Source organism: Streptomyces sp. NPDC053513 (assembly GCF_044544765.1).
GTDB lineage: Bacteria > Actinomycetota > Actinomycetes > Streptomycetales > Streptomycetaceae > Streptomyces > Streptomyces litmocidini.
This window is the reverse complement of the sequence record NZ_JBITXP010000018.1, coordinates 35,772-54,920: the sequence shown is the minus strand read 5'-3', so window position 1 is coordinate 54,920 and position 19,149 is coordinate 35,772. Positions and strand designations below refer to the sequence as shown.

21 protein-coding genes are annotated in these 19,149 nt (G+C 71.2%); 14 read left to right on the top strand and 7 right to left on the bottom strand.

Annotated elements, in window-relative coordinates; all coding sequences use genetic code 11:
- Positions 1-49: 49 nt before the first annotated feature.
- The 4 genes from ACIGW4_RS26775 (at position 50) to ACIGW4_RS26760 (ending at position 3,166) form a co-directional block, all read left to right on the top strand.
- Positions 50-592, top strand: a complete 543-nt coding sequence (locus ACIGW4_RS26775; RefSeq protein WP_399583243.1) for a DinB family protein — start codon at positions 50-52, stop codon at positions 590-592.
- A 23-nt stretch (positions 593-615) separates the two neighbouring features.
- Positions 616-1,230: a PadR family transcriptional regulator gene (locus ACIGW4_RS26770; RefSeq protein ID WP_398708349.1), complete on the top strand. Its 615-nt coding sequence runs from the start codon at positions 616-618 to the stop codon at positions 1,228-1,230.
- 89 nt (positions 1,231-1,319) lie between these two features.
- Positions 1,320-2,270, top strand: coding sequence for an ATP-binding cassette domain-containing protein (locus ACIGW4_RS26765; RefSeq protein ID WP_399583240.1), 951 nt, complete (start codon positions 1,320-1,322; stop codon positions 2,268-2,270).
- Positions 2,271-2,437: 167 nt separating this feature from the next.
- Entirely contained in the window at positions 2,438-3,166 is a 729-nt protein-coding gene (locus ACIGW4_RS26760; RefSeq protein ID WP_399583328.1) for an ABC transporter permease, read from the top strand.
- 31 nt (positions 3,167-3,197) lie between these two features.
- Here ACIGW4_RS26760 and ACIGW4_RS26755 read toward each other — a convergent pair whose 3' ends face one another.
- Entirely contained in the window at positions 3,198-4,472 is a 1,275-nt protein-coding gene (locus ACIGW4_RS26755; protein ID WP_399583238.1) for an ion channel protein, read from the bottom strand.
- A gap of 21 nt (positions 4,473-4,493) precedes the next feature.
- Between ACIGW4_RS26755 and ACIGW4_RS26750 the strand changes: the two genes are divergently transcribed.
- Both ACIGW4_RS26750 and ACIGW4_RS26745 read left to right on the top strand, forming a co-directional pair.
- Positions 4,494-4,628: a hypothetical protein gene (locus ACIGW4_RS26750; RefSeq protein ID WP_399583236.1), complete on the top strand. Its 135-nt coding sequence runs from the start codon at positions 4,494-4,496 to the stop codon at positions 4,626-4,628.
- A gap of 17 nt (positions 4,629-4,645) precedes the next feature.
- Positions 4,646-5,407, top strand: coding sequence for a MerR family transcriptional regulator (locus ACIGW4_RS26745; protein WP_399583234.1), 762 nt, complete (start codon positions 4,646-4,648; stop codon positions 5,405-5,407).
- A 112-nt stretch (positions 5,408-5,519) separates the two neighbouring features.
- On the opposite strand, the gene ACIGW4_RS26740 is transcribed toward ACIGW4_RS26745, so the two are convergent.
- A complete protein-coding gene (locus ACIGW4_RS26740) occupies positions 5,520-5,888 on the bottom strand; it encodes a YbjQ family protein (protein WP_399583326.1) in 369 nt (122 codons plus the stop codon).
- A gap of 149 nt (positions 5,889-6,037) precedes the next feature.
- Between ACIGW4_RS26740 and ACIGW4_RS26735 the strand changes: the two genes are divergently transcribed.
- Positions 6,038-6,742, top strand: coding sequence for a DedA family protein (locus ACIGW4_RS26735; protein ID WP_398708357.1), 705 nt, complete (start codon positions 6,038-6,040; stop codon positions 6,740-6,742).
- Between the two features lie 62 nt (positions 6,743-6,804).
- On the opposite strand, the gene ACIGW4_RS26730 is transcribed toward ACIGW4_RS26735, so the two are convergent.
- Together ACIGW4_RS26730 and ACIGW4_RS26725 are read right to left on the bottom strand one after the other, a co-directional pair.
- A complete protein-coding gene (locus ACIGW4_RS26730; protein ID WP_399583324.1) occupies positions 6,805-8,457 on the bottom strand; it encodes a threonine/serine exporter family protein in 1,653 nt (550 codons plus the stop codon).
- A gap of 117 nt (positions 8,458-8,574) precedes the next feature.
- A complete protein-coding gene (locus tag ACIGW4_RS26725; RefSeq protein WP_123453014.1) occupies positions 8,575-9,066 on the bottom strand; it encodes an inorganic diphosphatase in 492 nt (163 codons plus the stop codon).
- Positions 9,067-9,168: 102 nt separating this feature from the next.
- Here ACIGW4_RS26725 and dacB point away from each other — a divergent pair, with 102 nt between their 5' ends.
- The 7 genes from dacB to ACIGW4_RS26690 all read left to right on the top strand — a co-directional run bounded on the left by dacB (position 9,169) and on the right by ACIGW4_RS26690 (position 17,548).
- On the top strand, positions 9,169-10,566 hold the full coding sequence (gene dacB / locus ACIGW4_RS26720; protein WP_399583231.1) for a D-alanyl-D-alanine carboxypeptidase/D-alanyl-D-alanine-endopeptidase: 1,398 nt from the start codon (positions 9,169-9,171) through the stop codon (positions 10,564-10,566).
- Positions 10,567-10,648: 82 nt separating this feature from the next.
- Entirely contained in the window at positions 10,649-11,791 is a 1,143-nt protein-coding gene (locus tag ACIGW4_RS26715; protein WP_399583229.1) for a zinc-dependent metalloprotease, read from the top strand.
- A 207-nt stretch (positions 11,792-11,998) separates the two neighbouring features.
- Positions 11,999-12,997: a tRNA lysidine(34) synthetase TilS gene (gene tilS, locus ACIGW4_RS26710; RefSeq protein ID WP_123453008.1), complete on the top strand. Its 999-nt coding sequence runs from the start codon at positions 11,999-12,001 to the stop codon at positions 12,995-12,997.
- Between the two features lie 41 nt (positions 12,998-13,038).
- Positions 13,039-13,578: a hypoxanthine phosphoribosyltransferase gene (gene hpt, locus ACIGW4_RS26705; RefSeq protein ID WP_116165458.1), complete on the top strand. Its 540-nt coding sequence runs from the start codon at positions 13,039-13,041 to the stop codon at positions 13,576-13,578.
- 183 nt (positions 13,579-13,761) lie between these two features.
- On the top strand, positions 13,762-15,780 hold the full coding sequence (gene ftsH, locus ACIGW4_RS26700) for an ATP-dependent zinc metalloprotease FtsH (protein WP_123453006.1): 2,019 nt from the start codon (positions 13,762-13,764) through the stop codon (positions 15,778-15,780).
- A gap of 100 nt (positions 15,781-15,880) precedes the next feature.
- Positions 15,881-16,486 (top strand): GTP cyclohydrolase I FolE, encoded by a 606-nt coding sequence (gene folE / locus ACIGW4_RS26695; RefSeq protein ID WP_398708365.1) that lies wholly within the window; start codon positions 15,881-15,883, stop codon positions 16,484-16,486.
- Between the two features lie 69 nt (positions 16,487-16,555).
- Positions 16,556-17,548 carry a hypothetical protein gene (locus ACIGW4_RS26690; protein WP_399583226.1) on the top strand — a complete coding sequence of 331 codons (993 nt, stop codon included), beginning with the start codon at positions 16,556-16,558 and terminating at the stop codon, positions 17,546-17,548.
- 6 nt (positions 17,549-17,554) lie between these two features.
- Here ACIGW4_RS26690 and ACIGW4_RS26685 read toward each other — a convergent pair whose 3' ends face one another.
- Genes ACIGW4_RS26685 through folB form a run of 3 tightly spaced genes read right to left on the bottom strand, consistent with a single transcriptional unit; the run spans position 17,555 to position 19,050 of the window.
- Entirely contained in the window at positions 17,555-18,034 is a 480-nt protein-coding gene (locus ACIGW4_RS26685) for a DUF3180 domain-containing protein (RefSeq protein WP_123453002.1), read from the bottom strand.
- 60 nt (positions 18,035-18,094) lie between these two features.
- Positions 18,095-18,694: a 2-amino-4-hydroxy-6-hydroxymethyldihydropteridine diphosphokinase gene (gene folK / locus ACIGW4_RS26680; RefSeq protein WP_399583224.1), complete on the bottom strand. Its 600-nt coding sequence runs from the start codon at positions 18,692-18,694 to the stop codon at positions 18,095-18,097.
- Positions 18,691-19,050: a dihydroneopterin aldolase gene (gene folB / locus ACIGW4_RS26675; RefSeq protein ID WP_056569486.1), complete on the bottom strand. Its 360-nt coding sequence runs from the start codon at positions 19,048-19,050 to the stop codon at positions 18,691-18,693. Before folB ends, folK begins: the two co-directional genes overlap by 4 nt.
- Between the last annotated feature and the right edge of the window lie 99 nt (positions 19,051-19,149).

Genomic DNA, 19,149 nt, shown 5'->3' with positions numbered 1-19,149 from the left:
GTAGCGTGGTCGGTGTCGAAAAGCCCCAGCCACGAAAGGCGGACCCACCATGGTGGCCCTTGTTCCCGCGGAGCAGCCCGGCGACGAGCGCGGAGCGTTCCTCAACTTCGTCGAGGCCCAGCGCGCCGCGCTCCGCCGCTCGCTCCTCGGTCTCACCGAGGAGCAGGCGGCGAGCCGCCCCAGCGCCAGCGAGCTCAGCCTCTCCGGCCTGGTCAAGCACGTCGCCGAGGTGGAGCTGAACTGGCTGCGCCTGGCCCAGCAGCAGCCGAACGAGCGGCAGCGCACCGAGGAGACCTGGGGCGAGGCCTTCCGGCTCGTGGACGGCGAGACGATCCCGGACGTCGTCGCGTTCTGGGAGGACGTGGCGAAGGAGACGGAGGAGTTCGTCCGCTCCGTGCCGAGCCTGGACGACACCTTCCCGCTGCCGCCCGCGCCCTGGTTCCCGAAGGACGGGCGGGTGTCGGTGCGCTGGATGCTGCTGCACCTGGTCCAGGAGATGGGCCGGCACGCCGGCCACGCGGACATCGTCCGCGAGTCCCTGGACGGCAAGGGTTCCTTCGACCTGATCGCGGAGGAGAACGGCACCGCTTAGTCAAGGTTGACTAACATGGGCGCATGTCGGCGATCCGTCTTCTCGTCCTGGGCGCGGTCAAGCAGCACGGCCGCGCCCACGGCTACCAGGTCCGCAACGACCTGGAGTACTGGGGCGCGCACGAGTGGTCCCACGCCAAGCCCGGCTCGATCTACCACGCGCTGAAGCAGATGGCGAAGCAGGGACTGCTGCACGCGCACGAGGTCGCACCGAGCACGGTGGGCGGCCCGCCGCGCGTCGAGTACGAGCTGACGGAGGCCGGCGCGGAGGAGTACTTCGCGCTGCTGCGCGAGGCGCTGACCACGTACGACCAGAAGACGGACGTCCTGTCGGCGGCCATCGGCTTCATGGTGGACCTGCCCCGCGCGGAGGCGGTGGAGCTGCTGCGCCGGCGGGTGTCGGCGCTCGACGAGTGGCGGGCGGAGGTCACCGGGTACTACACGCCGGAGGGCGGCCCCGGGCAGCTCGGGCACATCGGCGAGATCATGCACTTCTGGGTGCACTCGGCGGACGCCGGCAAGGAGTGGACGCTCGGCCTGATCGAGCGGATCGAGGGCGGGGCGTACGTGTTCGCGGGCGAGGGCGAGGCCTTCGTGGGGGTGCTCGCGGAGGGCGAGGAGAACCCGTATGCGAGCTAATCAAGTTTGATTAAAGCCCGGCGAGGGCATACCCTCCTCCGTCATCGACCACTGGTCAAATTTGACTAAGAGGTTTCGGGAGGAAGCGGATGTCATCGGAAGCGGTCCTCGTGGAGGGCGCGCGGAAGCGGTACGGCCGGAAGGACGCCCTGGACGGGCTCGACCTCGCCGTGGGGCGGGGCACCGTCCACGGACTCCTCGGCCCCAACGGCGCGGGGAAGACCACGACCGTACGGATCCTGGCGACCCTGCTGCGGCACGACGAGGGCGTGGTGCGGGTCGCGGGCCATGACGTACGGACCGGGGCCCGGGAGGTGCGGCGGCGGATCGGGCTCCTCGGGCAGCACGCCGCACTGGACGAGGAGCTCGGCGGCCGGCAGAACCTGGAGATGTTCGGCAGCCTCCACCACCTGGGCGCCCGGCGGGCCGGCACCCGGGCTGACGAGCTCCTGGAGCGCTTCGGCCTCGCGGACACCGGCCGCAAGCCCGTCCGGCAGTACAGCGGCGGCATGCGGCGGCGGCTCGACCTGGCCGCCTCGCTGATCACCGACCCCCAGGTGCTCTTCCTCGACGAGCCGACGACCGGCCTCGACCCCCGGGGGCGCGTGGAGGTCTGGGAGGCCGTGCGCTCCCTGGTCGGCGGGGGCACGACCGTCCTGCTGACCACGCAGTACCTGGAGGAGGCCGACCGGCTCGCCGACCGGATCTCGGTCGTGGACCGGGGCAGGGTCGTCGCCGAGGGCACGCCCGACCGGCTCAAGGCGCACGTGGGCGCCGACCGCCTCGACGTGGTCGTCCGGGACGCGGCGCGGCTCGACGAGGCGGCCGGCCTGCTGCCCGTGGAACGGGCGGAGGTGGCCGTGGACGCCGACCGGCGGCGGCTCAGCGCACCGGCGGCGGACCGGATGGCCGTCCTCGCCGAGACCGTCCGGGCGCTCGGCGCGGCCGGAATCGAGGCGGAGGACATCGCGCTGCGGCGGCCGACGCTGGACGAGGTCTTCCTGCACCTGACCGGACGTGAGAAGGAGGCGGCGGCATGAGCGCGGTACGACCGGAGGCGGGGCCGGGCGTGGCGGGGACGGCGGAGGCGACGGTTTCGGGGGCGGGCGTGGCGGGGATCGCGGAAGCGGCGGATTCGCGGGCGGGCGTGGCGGAGGCGGTGGTTTCGCGGCCGGGCGTGGCGTACGTGGTGAGCGACTGCCTGACGATGACCCGGCGCGAACTCGCCCACTGGGCACGGCAGCCGGTGCAGGTCCTCGTGGGGCTCGTCTTCCCGGTGATGCTGCTGCTGATGTTCGGCTATCTGGTCGGCGGCGGGCGGACCGTCGACGGCGACTACGTCGACTACCTGGTGCCCGGGATGCTCACGCTGACCATGGCCTTCGGCCTCGAAGGCACGATGACGGCGGTGACGCGGGACCTGGACAAGGGCGTGATCGACCGGTTCCGGTCGATGCCGATGGCCGACGGGGTGGTCCTCGTGGGTCGGGCGGCCGCCGACATGCTCCAGTCGGCGGTGGGGCTCCTCGTGCTGATCGGCGTGGGACACACGATCGGCTGGCGGGTGGAGGGCGGCCCGGGAGCCGCCCTCGGCGCGCTGGGGCTGCTGCTCCTGCTGCGCTTCGCGATGCTGTGGATCGGGATCTTCCTGGCCCTGGTCGCGGGACGGGCGGAGCTGGTGCAGGCCGTGCAGATCCTGGTCTGGCCGGTCGGCTTCCTCTCCAACGCCTTCGCCTCGCCGGACTCGATGCCGGGCTGGCTCGGCACGGTCGTGGAGTGGAACCCGATGTCGGCGACCGCGACGGCCGTGCGCGACCTCTTCGGCAGTCCCGGCGGCGAGCCGGGGCACCTGACGGCGGCGGTGGCGTGGCCGCTGGCGCTCCTGGCGCTCTTCCTCCCGCTGGCGGTACGGAGGTTCGGGCGGCTCGGGAAGTAGCCGGCGCGGAGGCGGGCGCGCGGGGCCGCGATCAGCGCAGGGCCTTGCCCTCGTGGTCGAGTTCGAGCTGCGGGCGTCCGGTGACGATCAGCCAGGCGGGGAGCGAGGCCAGGCAGAGGAGGGCGAGCACCGCGGGGGAGGCGGCGAGGGCGGCGCCCGTGAAGAGGCTGATCCAGCCCTGCCGTGTGGTGGCGAGCAGGACGCCGAGGACGGCGGAGGAGACGGCGACGGCCGGATGGACCTCGGGGACGAGGGCCTGGGCGAGCAGTCCGAACGACGCCCCGATGAAGACGGCGGGGAAGATCCGGCCGCCCCGGAAGCCGCAGGAGGCGGCGACGAGCAGGGCGAGGAGCTTGACGACGGCGAACTTGGCGAGCTCGCCGGAGGACCAGGCGCCGATCGAGGCGGTGAGCTCCTTGGTCTGCTCCAGACCCTTGAAGAGGGTCTCCTTCCCGCCGAGGGCGCCCAGGAGGCCGAGGACCAGCCCGCCGAGGGGCAGCATCACCATGGGGTGCCGCAGGCGCCGGAAGGCGGCGTGGAGGTGGGGGAAGAGGAAGCAGGAGACGAGGCCGAAGAGGGCCGCGGCGGAGGCGATCACCAGGGCCGCGAGGAGGTCGCCGAAGCCGGGGTCGGTCAGCGGCGGGAGCCCCACGTCGAAACTGGGCTCCGCGAGCAGCTCGGTGGTCATCGCCCCGGCACCGGCGGCGACGAGCGGGGCGAAGAGCCGGTCCCAGAGGGAACCGCGGCCCGGCCGGCCGACCAGGGCCTCGGAGAGGAGGAGGGCGGCCGCCACGGGGGTGCCGAAGAGGGCGCCGACGGTGGCGGCCGAGGCGAGCGCGACCCAGGCCGCGCCCGGCACGGAGGGGGCCGCCCTGCGGCCGAGCCAGTAGGCGAGGGCGATGTTGGCGGCGATGATCGGGTTCTCGGGGCCGAGGCTGACGCCGCCGGCCAGGGCGAGGGTGCTCGCGAGCAGCAGCCCCGGCACCACGCCCGGGGCGAGCGGCGCCCCGCCGAGCCCCTCGGAGGCCGGGTCGGGTCCGGCGTGGCCGGGCGCCTTCCACACGACGAGACCCACGGCGATGCCCGTCGCCGTGAGCATGATGATCGTCCAGAGGGCGGAGTGGTTCCCGATGCCGAGCGCGTCCGGCAGATCGTTCCAGAGCACGTGCTGGAACTTCTCGGCGAGGGCGCTGATCCCGAGGAACAGCAGGCTCGCCCCCACCCCGACGAGCAGGGCGGGCAGGATCTGGGGGAGCAGGAGCCGGGCGGGCGCCTCCACGGGAGGCGGAGCATGATCGGTGGCCACCGGCCCACCATAAGTGAGCAAATGCCGCACAACATCCCAGACATCACTACCGTCACCACCCCGGACATCAACCTGAACATCACCCCGGACAACGCCCCCGACGACACTTGCACCTCACGTCGCGTCAGGACCCAGGCTGAACGGCGTACCGACTGAGAAAGGGCGGACGGCCGATGGGCTACTCCGTGGGACAGGTGGCCGGCTTCGCCGGGGTCACGGTGCGCACCCTGCACCACTACGACGCGATCGGGCTGCTCTCGCCGAGCGGCCGCAGCACGGCGGGCCACCGCCGCTACGACGACGCGGACCTCGACCGGCTCCAGCAGATCCTGTTCTACCGGGAGCTCGGCTTCCCCCTCGAAGAGGTCGCCGTCCTCCTCGACGACCCGCACGCCGACCCGCAGGAGCACCTGCGGCGCCAGCACACGCTGCTGACCGCGCGGATCGGCGAACTCCAGAGGATGGCGGCGGCCGTCGAGCACGCCATGGAGGCGAAGAAGATGGGCATCAACCTCACCCCCGAGGAGAAGTTCGAGGTCTTCGGGGACAAGGACCCCGAACGGTTCGCGGCCGAGACCGCCCGCCGCTGGGGCGGCTCCCACTCCCACGAGCAGGCACGGGCCCGCGCCGCCGCCTACGGCAAGGAGGACTGGCAGCGGATGAAGGACGAGGTGGACGCCTGGGGCGCCGCCTACGCCGCCCTGATGGGCGAGGGCCGGGACCCGAGGTCCGAGGAGGCGATGGACCTCGCCGAGGCCCACCGCCGCCACCTCACCACCTGGTTCTTCGAGTGCCACCCCAGGACCCACGTGGAACTCGCCGAGATGTACGTCGCCGACGAGAACTTCCACGCGTTCTACGAGGCGATCCACCCCGGCCTCCCCGAGCACCTGCGGGAGGCCGTCCGGGCGAACGCCGAACGCCGGACCGTCTGACGGACCGCGCCCGGCACCGGCCGAGCACGGTGCCGGGCGAGCACGGTGGCGGGCGACCCGACCGGCCGCGCCCACGCGGTGCCTCACGCGCGCGGCGCGCCCACACGGCGCCTCACGCGCGCGGTGCGATCACCGCCGCCGTACCGTACGCGCACACCTCCGTGCCCACGTCCGCCGCTTCCGTCACGTCGAAGCGGAACATGAGCACGGCGTTCGCGCCGCGCGCCTTCGCCTGCTGCACCAGGCGCTCCATCGCCTGGTTGCGGGTCTCCACGAGGGTCTTCGTCAGACCCTTCAGCTCACCGCCGATCATCGACTTCAGCCCCGCCCCGATCTGGCTGCCCAGATGGCGGGACCGGACGGTGAGCCCGAAGACCTCGCCGATCACCTGCCGGACCTCGAAACCCGGCACGTCGTTCGTCGTCACGACCAGTACCTCGGGGTGCGGCCCCTGACCGCCCCCGTACTCCTCGATGCCCATCGGCATGCACCTCCTGACCCCCCAGCCTCGGGCCGGCGCGGCCGGTCCGCATCCCGTGGGGCCGGGTGGAACCGGGCGCCCGCGGCCCGCGTTGATAGCTTGGGGCCAGCCGTCCCCACGCCCCCACCGACCGCAGGAGCCCGGAACCCGTGAACACGCTTGCCCTCGGACCGAGCTGGCTGGACCCGGACTATCTGATCCAGACCTTTGGTCTGATCGGTGTCCTGGTCATCGTCTTCGCCGAGTCCGGCCTCCTCATCGGGTTCTTCCTGCCCGGCGACTCGCTGCTCTTCACCACCGGCCTGCTCGTCACCACCGGCAAGCTCGACACGCCGCTGTGGCTGGTGTGCACCCTGGTGGTGGCCGCCGCCGTCCTCGGCGACCAGGTCGGCTACCTCTTCGGCCGCAAGGTCGGCCCGTCCCTCTTCAAGCGCCCCGACTCCAAGCTCTTCAAGCAGGAGAACGTCGAGAAGGCGCACGAGTTCTTCGAGAAGCACGGCCCGAAGTCGCTGATCCTGGCCCGCTTCGTCCCCATCGTGCGGACGTTCACGCCGATCATCGCCGGCGTGAGCCGGATGAACTACCGCTCGTTCATCATCTTCAACCTCATCGGCGGCCTGCTGTGGGGCGCGGGCGTGACCCTGCTCGGCTCCGCCCTCGGCAAGATCGAGTTCGTCCACAAGCACATCGAGCTGATCCTCGTCGGGATCGTCCTGATCTCCGTGATCCCCGTCGCGATCGAACTCCTCCGCGCCCGCTCCCACGCGAAGAAGAACCCGCCCCGCAGCGACCACGACGCCCCCGGCACCCCGAACCCGCCCGGCGCCTCCCGGGGCCGCCACGCCAAGCGGTAGCAGCGGCAGCCGGGACCTGACCCGAAAGCCAGGCCCCAGGACCTGACCCGAAAAGCCAGGCCCTAGAAACCCCGGGTGCGCTTCGCCGCGCGCCGCGCCGCCGCCGCACCCGGGGCCTGCATGAACAGGCGGGCCAGCTCGCTCCCCAGGTTCACGCCGATCGCGATCGCCAGGGCGAGCGCCGCCGCCTTCGCCAGCGAGGCGAAACCCTGGTCCAGATTGTGCTGGGCGATCGCCAGCACACCGAAGTACGTCGCCGAACCGGGCAGCAGCGGCCCGATCGCCGCCGTCACGTACGGCAGCGACGACGTGTGGTGATAGCGGGCGATCAGCTGGCCGAAAAGACCCACCAGACCGGCCGCCACCGCCGTCGCCATCACCGCCGACGCCTCGGCGGTCACCGCGATCGACGCGTACACCACCCACGCCACCCCGCCGTTCAACGTGGCGAACAGCACCGTCGCCCGCGACTGCTGCAACAGGATCGCGAAGGTCGCGCACAGCACCATCGACGCCAGGATCTGCACCACCGGCCGCTCCACCGGCCGCAGCACCCCCTCCGGGTTCAGCTCCGCCCCGAACTGCACCGCGATGTACAGCACCGACAGCACGCCCACCACGATCGCGACGAAGAAGTACGCCACCTCCAGGAGCCGGGCCGAGGCCGTGATGTAGAAACCGGTCAGCCCGTCCTGCACCGCCGCCACCAGCGCCCGCCCCGGAATCAGCGCGAACAGCCCACCGGTGATCACCGCCGAAGGACGCAGGTCCGCGTGCAGCAGCGTCAGCAGCACCCCCATCGCCGCCGGCGGCATCGCCGCCACCAGGAACTGGTAGAACTCCGGCATCCCGCGCCCCGCGAACAGCCACGCCAGCCGGTCGCCGAGGACCGCGCCCAGCGCCGCCACGAAGAACACCGTCGGACCGCCGCCGAGCAGCACCGACGCCGCCCCGGCCAGCACACCGGCCGCCGCCGTCAGGACCCAGCCCGGATACGGGTGCCGGTTCCGCCGGATCTCCGCCAGCCGCCGGTACGCCTCCTCCGGCGACACCTCGTGCGCCTGCGCGTTGATGTCCGCCAGCAGCTGGTAGACCGCCGCGAGCCGCGTGTAGTCCGTGCCCCGGCGGCGCACCGTCCGGTTCGCCGTCACCGGGTCGTCCACCAGCGACGGCTGATAGGTGACGGACAGCAGCGTGAAGGTGACCGTCGGCTCCACCCGGTCCAGACCGTACGAGCGGCAGATCGCGAACATCGACGCCTCGACGTCCTCCGCGCCCTCCCCGCCCGCGAGCAGCAGCTCACCGATGCGCAGCGCCAGGTCGAGCACGCGCGGCACCGAGGGCCCGGACTCGTCCTCCTTGCGCGGCGCCTCCGGCACCGGCCGCTCACCCACCGGCAGCCGCAGCATCGTCCGCATCCGGTCCTGCCACGGCGCGTCCTGCGAGAGCCGCACCATCGGCACCCCGTACGCCGGAGTGAACGCGGGAGGCGAGCTCTTCGCCGAGTACGTGGCCGGCGGCGCGAACGCCGAACCCTCCGGCTCCTGCGGCGGCTCCGGCACCAGACCGGACGGAAGGGCGAACTCCGAGGTCGGATGCTCCTCCTCGGCCGGCACGGGCTTCTCCACCCCCGCCGGCGGCACGAACGCGCTCCGCGCCTCGTCCGACTGCGGCTTCCGGTCCTCAGGAGCACCGTCCTCCGGCTCCGCCACCACTCTCTCCGCCCTCATCCCCGGGGAATCCTGGATTCCAGTATGAAGGTGCGACAGACACGCGAAAGGCGGTGCACCCCAAGAGGTGCACCGCCTTCACGTCAACCCGGCATCAGGGGCTCAGTGGCCGCCCTGCTCCTTGGCGCGCGCGAACGACTTCTCGATCTCGGCCTCGGCCTCGGCGCGACCGACCCAGTCGGCACCCTCGACCGACTTGCCCGGCTCCAGGTCCTTGTAGACCTCGAAGAAGTGCTGGATCTCCAGACGGTCGAACTCCGCCACGTGGTGGATGTCCCGCAGGTGCTCCATGCGCGGGTCCGTCGCCGGCACGCACAGCAGCTTGTCGTCGCCGCCGGCCTCGTCCGTCATGCGGAACATGCCGATGGCGCGGCACTTGATCAGGCAGCCCGGGAAGGTGGGCTCGTCGAGGATCACGAGCGCGTCCAGCGGGTCGCCGTCCTCACCCAGGGTGTTCTCGACGTAGCCGTAGTCGGTCGGGTAGGCCGTCGACGTGAAAAGACGACGGTCCAGGCGGATGCGACCGGTCTCGTGGTCGACCTCGTACTTGTTCCGCGATCCCTTCGGGATCTCGATGAGAACGTCGAACTCCACGGGTGGCTCCTCCTGAATCAACACAAGTGAATGCTCGCGACGACGCGCGGTGATTAAGTGTCCCTCACGCACGTGTGTGATCGCGAAAGGGGCTGGTCAGCAATGCCGGAGCCGAGGACGTGGCAGCTCACGGCGGGCTCCGCCGCCCTCGGTCTCGTCCTGGCCGCCGCGGCGGTGACCGCGGCCGGACCGTGGGACGGAGGCCAGCGTACGGCCGAGCGGGCCCGCGCCGCCGCCCCCACGACGGGTGGCACGCATCACGCCCCGCACCCCGCCCCCGCCGCACCCCGCCGCCCCGCGCCCGCCCCCAGCGCCCCCGGCGTCCTCACCGCCCTGCACGCCCCCGCCCCCGCCGGACGCGCCACCGACCTCGCCGCCGCCCTCGTCCCCCTCCTCGCCGACCCCGGCCTCGGCACCCTCCGCACCGCCTCCGTCGTCGACACCGCCACCGGAGAACAGCTGTACGGCGAGGGCGCCACCACCCCCATGACCCCCGCCTCCACCGTCAAGATCGCCACCACCGCCGCCGCGCTCTCCGCCCTCGGCCCCGACCACCGCATCCCCACCACCGTCACCGCCACCCCCGACGGCAGCGGCATCACCCTCACCGGCGGTGGCGACCCCACCCTCGACCCCGCCCGCCTGGGGACCCTCGCCACCGACACCGCCCGCGCCCTCAGGACCCGCCACCACACCTCCGTACGCCTCGCCTACGACACGAGCCTCTACCGCGGCCCCGCACTCCACCCCATCGGCCCCAACGAGAACCTCGCCCCCGTCGTCGCCCTCATGACCCGCGAAGGACGCCTCGACGACAGCACCAGCGGCCCCGCCCCCCGCGCCGCCGACCCGGCCCGCGACACCGCCACCGCCTTCGCGGAACTCCTCACCGAAGCCGGCATCACCGTCACCGGCACCCCCGCCCCCGGGCCCACCCCCAAGACCACCCCCCTCGCCCGCACCGAATCCGCCCCCCTCGCCGACCTCGTCGAACACACCCTCACCCACAGCGACAACGACCTCGCCGAAGCCCTCGCCCGACAGACCGCCCTCGCCCGCAGACAGCCCGCCGACTTCCGGGGCGCCGAGAAGGCCGTCCACGACGAACTCGCCCGCCTCCACCTCCCCGTCACCGGCGCCCGCTTCGCCGACGGCAGCGGACTCGACCGCCGCGACCGCGTCACCGCCGCCCTCCTCACCGGCCTCCTCACCCGAGCGGCCGACCCCACCCGACCCGCCCTGCGCCCCCTCCTCACCGGACTGCCCGTCGGCGGCTTCACCGGCACCCTCGCCGGCCGCTTCGGCACCGCCCCCGCCGGCGCCGGACTCGTCCGCGCCAAAACCGGCACCCTCACCGGCGTCAACACCCTCGCCGGCACCGTCGTCACCCCCGACGGACGCCTCCTCGCCTTCGCGTTCCTCGCCGGCCGCACCCCCTCCCCCGACGAGGCACAACCCGCCCTGGACCGCCTCTCCGCCGCCCTCGCCGGTCAGAACTGACCAGCACCCCGCCCCCCGCCCACCCGTGTCCGAACCCCACCGAACCCTGACCGAACAGGCGCCGAACCCGTACGGTTGACGCATGACGAGCATCGGTGGCGCAGGCACATCCGGGATGGTCGACTGGAACCTCGCGGTCGCGACCGCGACCCGCCTCGTGCGGCCCGGACCCGAAGTCAGCCGCGACGAGGCCCGCGAGGTCGTCGCCGAACTCCGCAGACACGCCAAAGCCTCCGAGGAACACGTCCGCGCCTACACCCGGATGATCCCCGAGGGCACCGACCCCGCCGCCGACACCCCCGTCCTCGTCGTCGACCGCGCCGGCTGGATCAAAGCCAACGTCGCCGGCTTCCGCGCCCTCCTCACCCCCCTCCTCGGCAAGATGCAGGAACGCCGCTCCAGCACCCCCGGCAGCGCCGTCCTCGGCGTCGTCGGCGGCAAGGTCACCGGCGTCGAACTCGGCATGCTGCTGTCCTTCCTCGCCTCCCGCATCCTCGGCCAGTACGAGACCTTCGCCCCCGCCACCCGCGACCTCCCCGCCGGCGCCGACGGCGGCGGACGCCTCCTCCTCGTCGCCCCCAACATCGTCCACGTCGAACGCGAACTCGACGTCTCCCCCCACGACTTCCGGCTCTGGGTCTGCCTCCACGAGGAGACCCACCGCACCCAGTTCACCGGCGTCCCCTGGCTCCGCGACCACCTCCAGGGCGAGATCCAGTCGTTCCTCGCCGCCACCGACGTCGACCCCGGCACCGTCGTCGAACGCCTCCGCGAAGCCGTCCAGACCCTCGCCGGCGGCCGCCCCGAAGGAGAAGAGGGCGAACCCGCCCCCTCCCTCGTCGAACTCGTCCAGACCCCCGAACAACGCGAGATCCTCGGCCGCCTCACCGCCGTCATGTCCCTCCTCGAAGGCCACGCCGACTACGTCATGGACGGCGTCGGACCCCAGGTCGTCCCCTCCGTCGCCGAGATCCGCGAGAAGTTCCAGGCCCGCCGCGCCCGCGGCGCCTCCCGCCTCGACCTCGCCCTGCGCCGACTCCTCGGCCTCGACGCCAAACTCCGCCAGTACCGCGACGGCGAACGCTTCGTCCGCGCCGTCGTCGACCAGGTCGGCATGGACGGCTTCAACCGCGTCTGGACCTCACCCAACACGCTCCCCACCAAGGCGGAGATCGCCGCACCCGCCGACTGGATCGCGAGGGTGCACCGTAAGGCAGACTCCTGAGACGGAAGCGGCACATGACACGAGAACACGCCAGAACACCCCCCAATCACCCATCCGAGGGACCCTGAGCAAGGGGTGAGGCGTGCAATGCTCGGGTAACGGCCGGGTCTCTGTCACCATCGACGCACTCTGAGTGACCGAACCCCCCTTTCCGACCGTTAAGACACCGACCGAGGCACCCCACCCCCATCACGAAGGGAACCGGACATGGGTCCCCATCCTGCGGTCGCGGCGATACGCCTGGCGGTCCGCCGCGTACTCCACGACGTCCTCACCGACCACACGACCGGCCACGAACCGCTCGTGCTCGTCGCCTGCTCCGGCGGCGCCGACTCCATGGCACTCGCCTCCGCCCTCGCCTTCGAGGCCCGCAAACTCCCCCTACGCGCCGGCGGCATCACCGTCGACCACGGCCTCCAGGACGGCTCCGCCACCCGAGCCGCCGAGGTCGCCGGACGCATGACCGCCCTCGGCCTCACCCCCGCCGAAGCCGTCACCGTCACCGTCGGCCGCGAAGGCGGACCCGAAGCCGCCGCCCGCGACGCCCGCTACGCCGCCCTCGACGCAGCCGCCGAACGCCACGGCGCCACCGCGATCCTCCTCGGCCACACCCGCGACGACCAAGCCGAAACCGTCCTCCTCGGCCTCGCCCGCGGCTCCGGCATCCGCTCCCTCTCCGGCATGGCCGCCGTCTCCGGCACCTCCGGCCGCTACCGCCGCCCCTTCCTCCAGCTCGACCGCCAGACCGTCCGCAAGGCCTGCATCGCCCAAGAACTCGCCGTCTGGGACGACCCCCACAACAGCGACCCCGCCTACACCCGCTCCCGGCTCCGCCACGAAGGCCTCCCCGCCCTCGAGAAAGCCCTCGGCAAAGGCGTCGTCGAAGCCCTCGCCCGAACGGCCCAGCTCTCCCGCGACGACGCCGACGCCCTCGACACCTGGGCCGCCGACGCCGAGACCGCCGTACGCGACGAAGCAGGCGCCCTCGAATGCGCCAAACTCCACGGACTCCCCCCCGCCGTACGCCGCCGGGTCCTGCGCCGCGCCGTCATCGCCGAAGGCGCACCCGCCGGCTCCCTCTTCGCCCGCCACATCGAAGAAGTCGACCGACTCATCACCGGCTGGCGCGGCCAAGGAGCCATCAACCTGCCCGGCCGAGTCGAAGCCCGCCGCCAGGGTGGCAGACTGGTCATCCGGCAAGGCTGACGCACGCTGCAACGAAAGTGACCCGGGTGAACGAGAAGGACATGGGCACCGACCTCCAGTCGGTGCTCATCACCAAGGAAGAGATCGACGCCAAGCTGGCAGAGCTGGCCGCGAAGATCGACGCGGAATACGCGGGCAAGGACCTGCTCATCGTCGGCGTCCTCAAGGGCGCCGTGATGGTGATGGCGGATCTGGCTCGCGCCCTTTCCACCCCCGTCACCATGGACTGGATGGCCGTCTCCTCCTACGGCGCCGGCACCCAGTCCTCCGGCGTCGTCCGGATCCTCAAGGACCTCGACACCGACATCAAGGGCAAGCACGTCCTGATCGTCGAGGACATCATCGACTCCGGCCTGACCCTGTCCTGGCTGCTGTCGAACCTCGGCTCCCGCGAGCCCGCCTCCCTCGAGGTGGTCACCCTCCTGCGCAAGCCGGAGGCCGCCAAGGTCGCCATCGACGTCAAGTGGATCGGCTTCGACATCCCCAACGAGTTCGTCGTCGGCTACGGCCTCGACTACGCCGAGAAGTACCGGAACCTCCCCTTCGTCGGCACACTCGCCCCGCACGTCTACGGCGGCTGACACCACGGCCGAGACCTCGGCCCCTCGGGGAACCCGCACCGCCTTCCCTCCGTTGAACCACGGGAAGGCGGTCGCGGGCGACGATGCTGAGGTACCGTCCGAAGAACAGCTTTTTCACACAGCAGCACTCACAGCAGCATTTTCCTACGGGCAGGAGGGACGGAGCGACACCGCTCCGTATGGATGGACGTGAAGCGATACTTCCGTGGGCCGGTCATGTGGATCGTGCTGGCCGTCCTCGCCGTGGTCGTGCTGATGCAGGTCGTCGGCTCGTCCGAGGGCTACAAGACGGTGGACACCGGCCAGGTCGTCCAGGCGATCGACAAGAACCAGGTCAAGCAGGCAAAACTCACCACCGGTGATGAGCAGCTCATCAAGATCGACCTCATCGACGGTCAGAAGATCAACAAGGCCGACAAGCTCCAGGCCAGCTACATCGGCACCCAAGGCGCCGACCTCGCCGACAAGCTCCAGGAGAAGTTCGAAGCCGGACAGATCGAGAAGGGCTACACCGTCTCCCCGACGAAGCAGTCCCCCTTCGTCTCGATCCTGCTCTCGCTCCTCCCCTTCGTCCTCATCGTGGTCGTCTTCCTCTTCCTGATGAACCAGATGCAGGGCGGCGGCTCCCGCGTCATGCAGTTCGGCAAGTCCAAGGCGAAGCTCATCACCAAGGACACCCCCAAGACCACCTTCGCCGACGTCGCCGGCTCGGACGAGGCCGTCGAGGAACTCCACGAGATCAAGGAGTTCCTCCAGGAACCCGCCAAGTTCCAGGCCGTCGGCGCCAAGATCCCCAAGGGCGTCCTCCTCTACGGCCCCCCCGGAACCGGCAAGACGCTCCTCGCGCGCGCCGTCGCCGGCGAAGCCGGAGTGCCCTTCTACTCGATCTCCGGCTCCGACTTCGTCGAAATGTTCGTCGGCGTCGGCGCCAGCCGCGTCCGCGACCTCTTCGAACAGGCCAAGGCCAACGCCCCGGCCATCGTCTTCGTCGACGAGATCGACGCCGTCGGACGCCACCGCGGCGCCGGCCTCGGCGGCGGCCACGACGAACGCGAGCAGACCCTCAACCAGCTCCTCGTCGAGATGGACGGCTTCGACGTCAAGGGCGGCGTCATCCTCATCGCCGCCACCAACCGCCCCGACATCCTCGACCCCGCCCTCCTGCGCCCCGGCCGCTTCGACCGGCAGATCGCCGTCGACCGCCCCGACATGCAGGGCCGCCTGGAGATCCTCAAGGTCCACCAGAAGGGCAAGCCCGTCGCCCCCGACGTCGACCTCGGCGCCGTCGCCCGCCGCACCCCCGGCTTCACCGGCGCGGACCTCTCCAACGTCCTCAACGAGGCCGCCCTCCTCACCGCCCGCAGCGACCAGAAGCTGATCGACAACAAGGCTCTGGACGAGGCGATCGACCGCGTGGTCGCGGGCCCGCAGAAGCGGACCCGGATCATGTCGGACAAGGAGAAGAAGATCACCGCCTACCACGAGGGCGGCCACGCCCTCGTCGCCGCGGCCTCCCCGAACTCCGACCCCGTCCACAAGATCACCATCCTGTCCCGCGGCCGCGCCCTCGGCTACACGATGGTCCTCCCGGACGAGGACAAGTACTCGACCACCCGCAACGAGATGCTCGACCAGCTCGCGTACATGCTGGGCGGCCGCGCCGCCGAGGAACTGGTCTTCCACGACCCGACCACCGGCGCCGCGAACGACATCGAGAAGGCCACCGCCACGGCCCGCGCCATGGTCACCCAGTACGGCATGACCGAGCGGCTCGGCGCCATCAAGTTCGGCGGCGACAACACCGAGCCCTTCCTCGGCCGCGAGATGGCGCACCAGCGCGACTACTCGGAAGAGGTCGCGGCGCTGGTCGACGAAGAGGTCAAGAAGCTCATCGAGACCGCGCACAACGAGGCCTGGGAGATCCTCGTCGAGAACCGCGACGTCCTCGACAACCTCGTCCTCGCCCTCCTGGAGAAGGAGACGCTGGGCAAGGAGGAGATCGCCGAGATCTTCGCCCCCATCGTCAAGCGCCCGGCCCGCCCGGCCTGGACCGGCTCCAGCCGCCGCACCCCCTCCACGCGCCCGCCGGTGCTCTCCCCCAAGGAGCTCGCCCTGACGAACAGCGCGAACGGCTCGGCGACCCCGGCGGTCGACACCACCAAGGGCATCGACATCGCCCCGGTCGACACCCCCGAGGACTGACCACCCGGCCCCCCGGAATGGAAGCCGCGCCCCCACAGGTTCTAGCCTGTGGGGGCGCGGCTCTTTCGCGCGCACACAGTCAGACGGAACGAGGCACAGGATGACCGACCCGGTGACGCTGGACGGCGAGGGCAAGATCGGCGAGTTCGACGAGAAGCGCGCCGAGAATGCCGTACGGGAGCTCCTCATCGCGGTCGGCGAGGACCCGGACCGCGAGGGTTTGCGAGAGACGCCGGCGCGGGTGGCGCGGGCGTACAGGGAGCTGTTCTCGGGCTTGTGGCAGAAGCCCGAGGACGTTCTGACGACGACGTTCGACCTGGGCCACGACGAAATGGTCCTGGTGAAGGACATTGAGCTGACAGCGACCTGTGAGCATCATTTGCTCCCATTCCATGGCGTAGCACACATTGGTTACATTCCGGCGGAAACGGGCAAGATTACCGGCCTGTCGAAGCTGGCCCGCCTTGTCGATGTCTTCGCTCGTCGTCCGCAGGTGCAGGAGCGCCTCACGACGCAGATCGCGGATTCGTTGATGCGGATCCTCGATGCGCGCGGCGCGATCGTCGTCATCGAGGCGGAGCACATGTGCATGGCGCTGCGCGGGGTCCGCAAGCCCGGCGCGAAGACGACGACCTCGGCGGTACGTGGTCAACTTCGTGACGCTACTACACGTGCTGAGGCCATGTCCCTGATATTGGCCCGTTAGTGGCGGACTGTCCGGCTTGCTCCCTACCGTCCTTGATCAGCGGAGTTCCTCGCTGATCAAGGGGGCGGTATGGGGTACGGACCGACCAGCAAGATGCTGGTCAACCTGGTGGACGGCTGCACGCAGGCCAAGAACGTGGCGCCGGGCAGTGTGATGTGGACGCTGGACGGCGACCGGACGGTGCGGACCACGGTCGTGGACGTGACGGCGGTGAAGGGGCGGCAGGCCGTCGACGTGGTCACGGACCACATGACCTTCACCGCCGGCCCGGATCTGCTGCTGCTCACCCCGGAGGGGTGGAAGCGCGCCGCGGACGCGGCGGGGACGACGGTCGCCTGGACGCACGCGAAGAAGCTGTGCCGGGAGCGGCCGGTCATCCGGCCCGGGTATGACTTCGGCTACTTCGTGGGCGCCACGTGCGCCGACGGGACCGTCTACAAGAACTACGTGTCCTTGATCGTCAATGACGAGGGCTTTGCTTCGCGGTACGCGACCGCGCTCACGGCCTGCACAGGCCTTCCCGCCCGTCTGGAGGCGGTCACCCGACCCTCCGGCTATCTGAAGCGTGACCTGCCCGGCTTCCGCGTGCGAGTGGTCTCTTCGTACCTCTCCGACGCGATGCGGCACTACGTGGGTGGAGACGCCCACCACATGCGGCAGCTCTTCCCTCGTGTCGTGCTGCGCGACATCGACACCTTCAAGGGGTTCCTCGACGGGTACATCGATGGCGATGGCTTCACCGTCAAGCACGGGTGGGGGCGGATGATCGCGAGCGCCAACGTACCGTTTCTCGTCGAGCTGGCGCGGATCATCGGTGCGCGCTTCACCCCCGCGAAGCGGGGACTCGCCTCGCAGCTCTACGTGTCGAACCGCTGGGCCACCCGTGGCACCTTCCACCCCGAGCACCACCCCCTCAACCCGCCCGAGTCCTCCTGGATCAAGGTCCAGGAGGTCCGCCCCCGCTCCGCCCTGGGCGCGAAGCCCTTCACCTTCTACGGGTACAAGCTCTCCCCGCACCCCACCTTCCTGGTGAACGGGCACCTGGCGCGCGAGCCCTGGTAGGGGTGGCTACGCCGCCGGGGCGCGGTCCTTGTCGTCGTCCTCCGGGAGCTTGCAGACGCGTTCCAGGAAGAGGGCGGCGGCGATGACGGCGATGCCCGCCGCGACCGAGCAGGCCGCGTAGAGGGCCTGGTCGCGGCGGGCGGGGATGTCGAGGGAGCCGAGGAGGAAGACGCCCACGCCGCCGTACATGCCGGCGACGAGGGCGGCGACCAGGGCGCTCGCCTGGCCGAAGACGACCGCGCGGGCCGCCATCAGGGGTTCGACGCCCTTGGCGCCGGGGCGGCGCTCGCGCTGGGCCTTGAGGCGGGCGCGGAGGGAGAGCGCGGTGGCGGTGAGGACGACGGCGATGACGGCGAGGACGATGGGTGCGGCGAGCGGCACGCTGGGGAGGGTGCCGACCGAGTCCCAGAGGCGGGCGGCGCCCCAGGAGAGGATGCCGGCGACCAGGAACAGTCCGGTGAGTACTTTCAGCCGCAGTTGTTTCACCGGGTGTCCTTCGTGTGGTCGTCGGTCGTGGTCGCCGGGCGGTCTCCCCGAGCGTAACGACTACTCGGGCAGACGGAGTTCCAGGTCGGCACGGGGAGTGACGCCTTCGTGGCCGAGGGCGGTGAGGAGGTCGGCGACCGGGCCGTGGCCGGGGAGCTGGGCGTCGGGGTCGACGTCGTGCCAGGGGGCGAGGACGAAGGCGCGTTGGTGGGCGCGGGGGTGGGGGAGGGTGAGGACGGGGTCGTCGGAGACGACGTCGGCGTAGGTGATGATGTCGACGTCGATGGTGCGGGCGCCCCAGCGTTCTTCGCGGACGCGGAGGAAGGCTTCTTCGACGGCGTGGGCCCGTTCCAGGAGGGAGGAGGGGGGCAGTGTCGTCTTCACGAGGGCGACGGCGTTGAGGTAGGAGGGCTGGGTGCCCGGCTCGACGCCCCAGGGGGCCGTCTCGTAGACGGGGGAGACGGCTTTGACCCGGAGGCCGGGCGTGTCGCCGAGGGCGTCGACGGCGCCCTGGAGGGTTTCCAGGCGGTTGCCGAGGTTGGCGCCGAGGGCGAGGACGGCCCAGCGGGGGTTGGAGAGGGTGGTGTCGGCGGCGTCGACGGTGGCGACGACGGAGGCCGGCACGGGCTGGACGGTGGGGTCGCTCTGCGTCGGCTTCATCGTCGGCTCCGGGTGATCGTGATGGTCACGTCGTCGAAGGGCACGGTGATGGGCGCGTCCGGTTTGTGGACGACGACCTCCACTTCTTGTACCCCGGCGTGGCTGAGGCATTGCTGGGCGATGCGCTCGGCGAGGGTTTCGATGAGGTCGACGGGTTCGCCCTGGACGACGTCGACGACCTCTTCGGCGACGATGCCGTAGTGCACCGTCTTGGTGAGGTCGTCGTCGGCGGCGGCCGGGCGGGTGTCCAGGCCGAGGACCAGGTCCACGATGAAGGTCTGGCCCTCCTCGCGCTCCTTGGGGAAGACGCCGTGGTGGCCTCGGGCCTTGAGGCCGCGCAGCGCGACACGATCCACGCGAATCACTCCTGCTGTCGTAGTTCGGGTGGCCACGCAGCCGGGTGCGGACGGCCGGGTGTCCGCTTCGAATCTACCTGCGGGGACCGACAGCGCTTG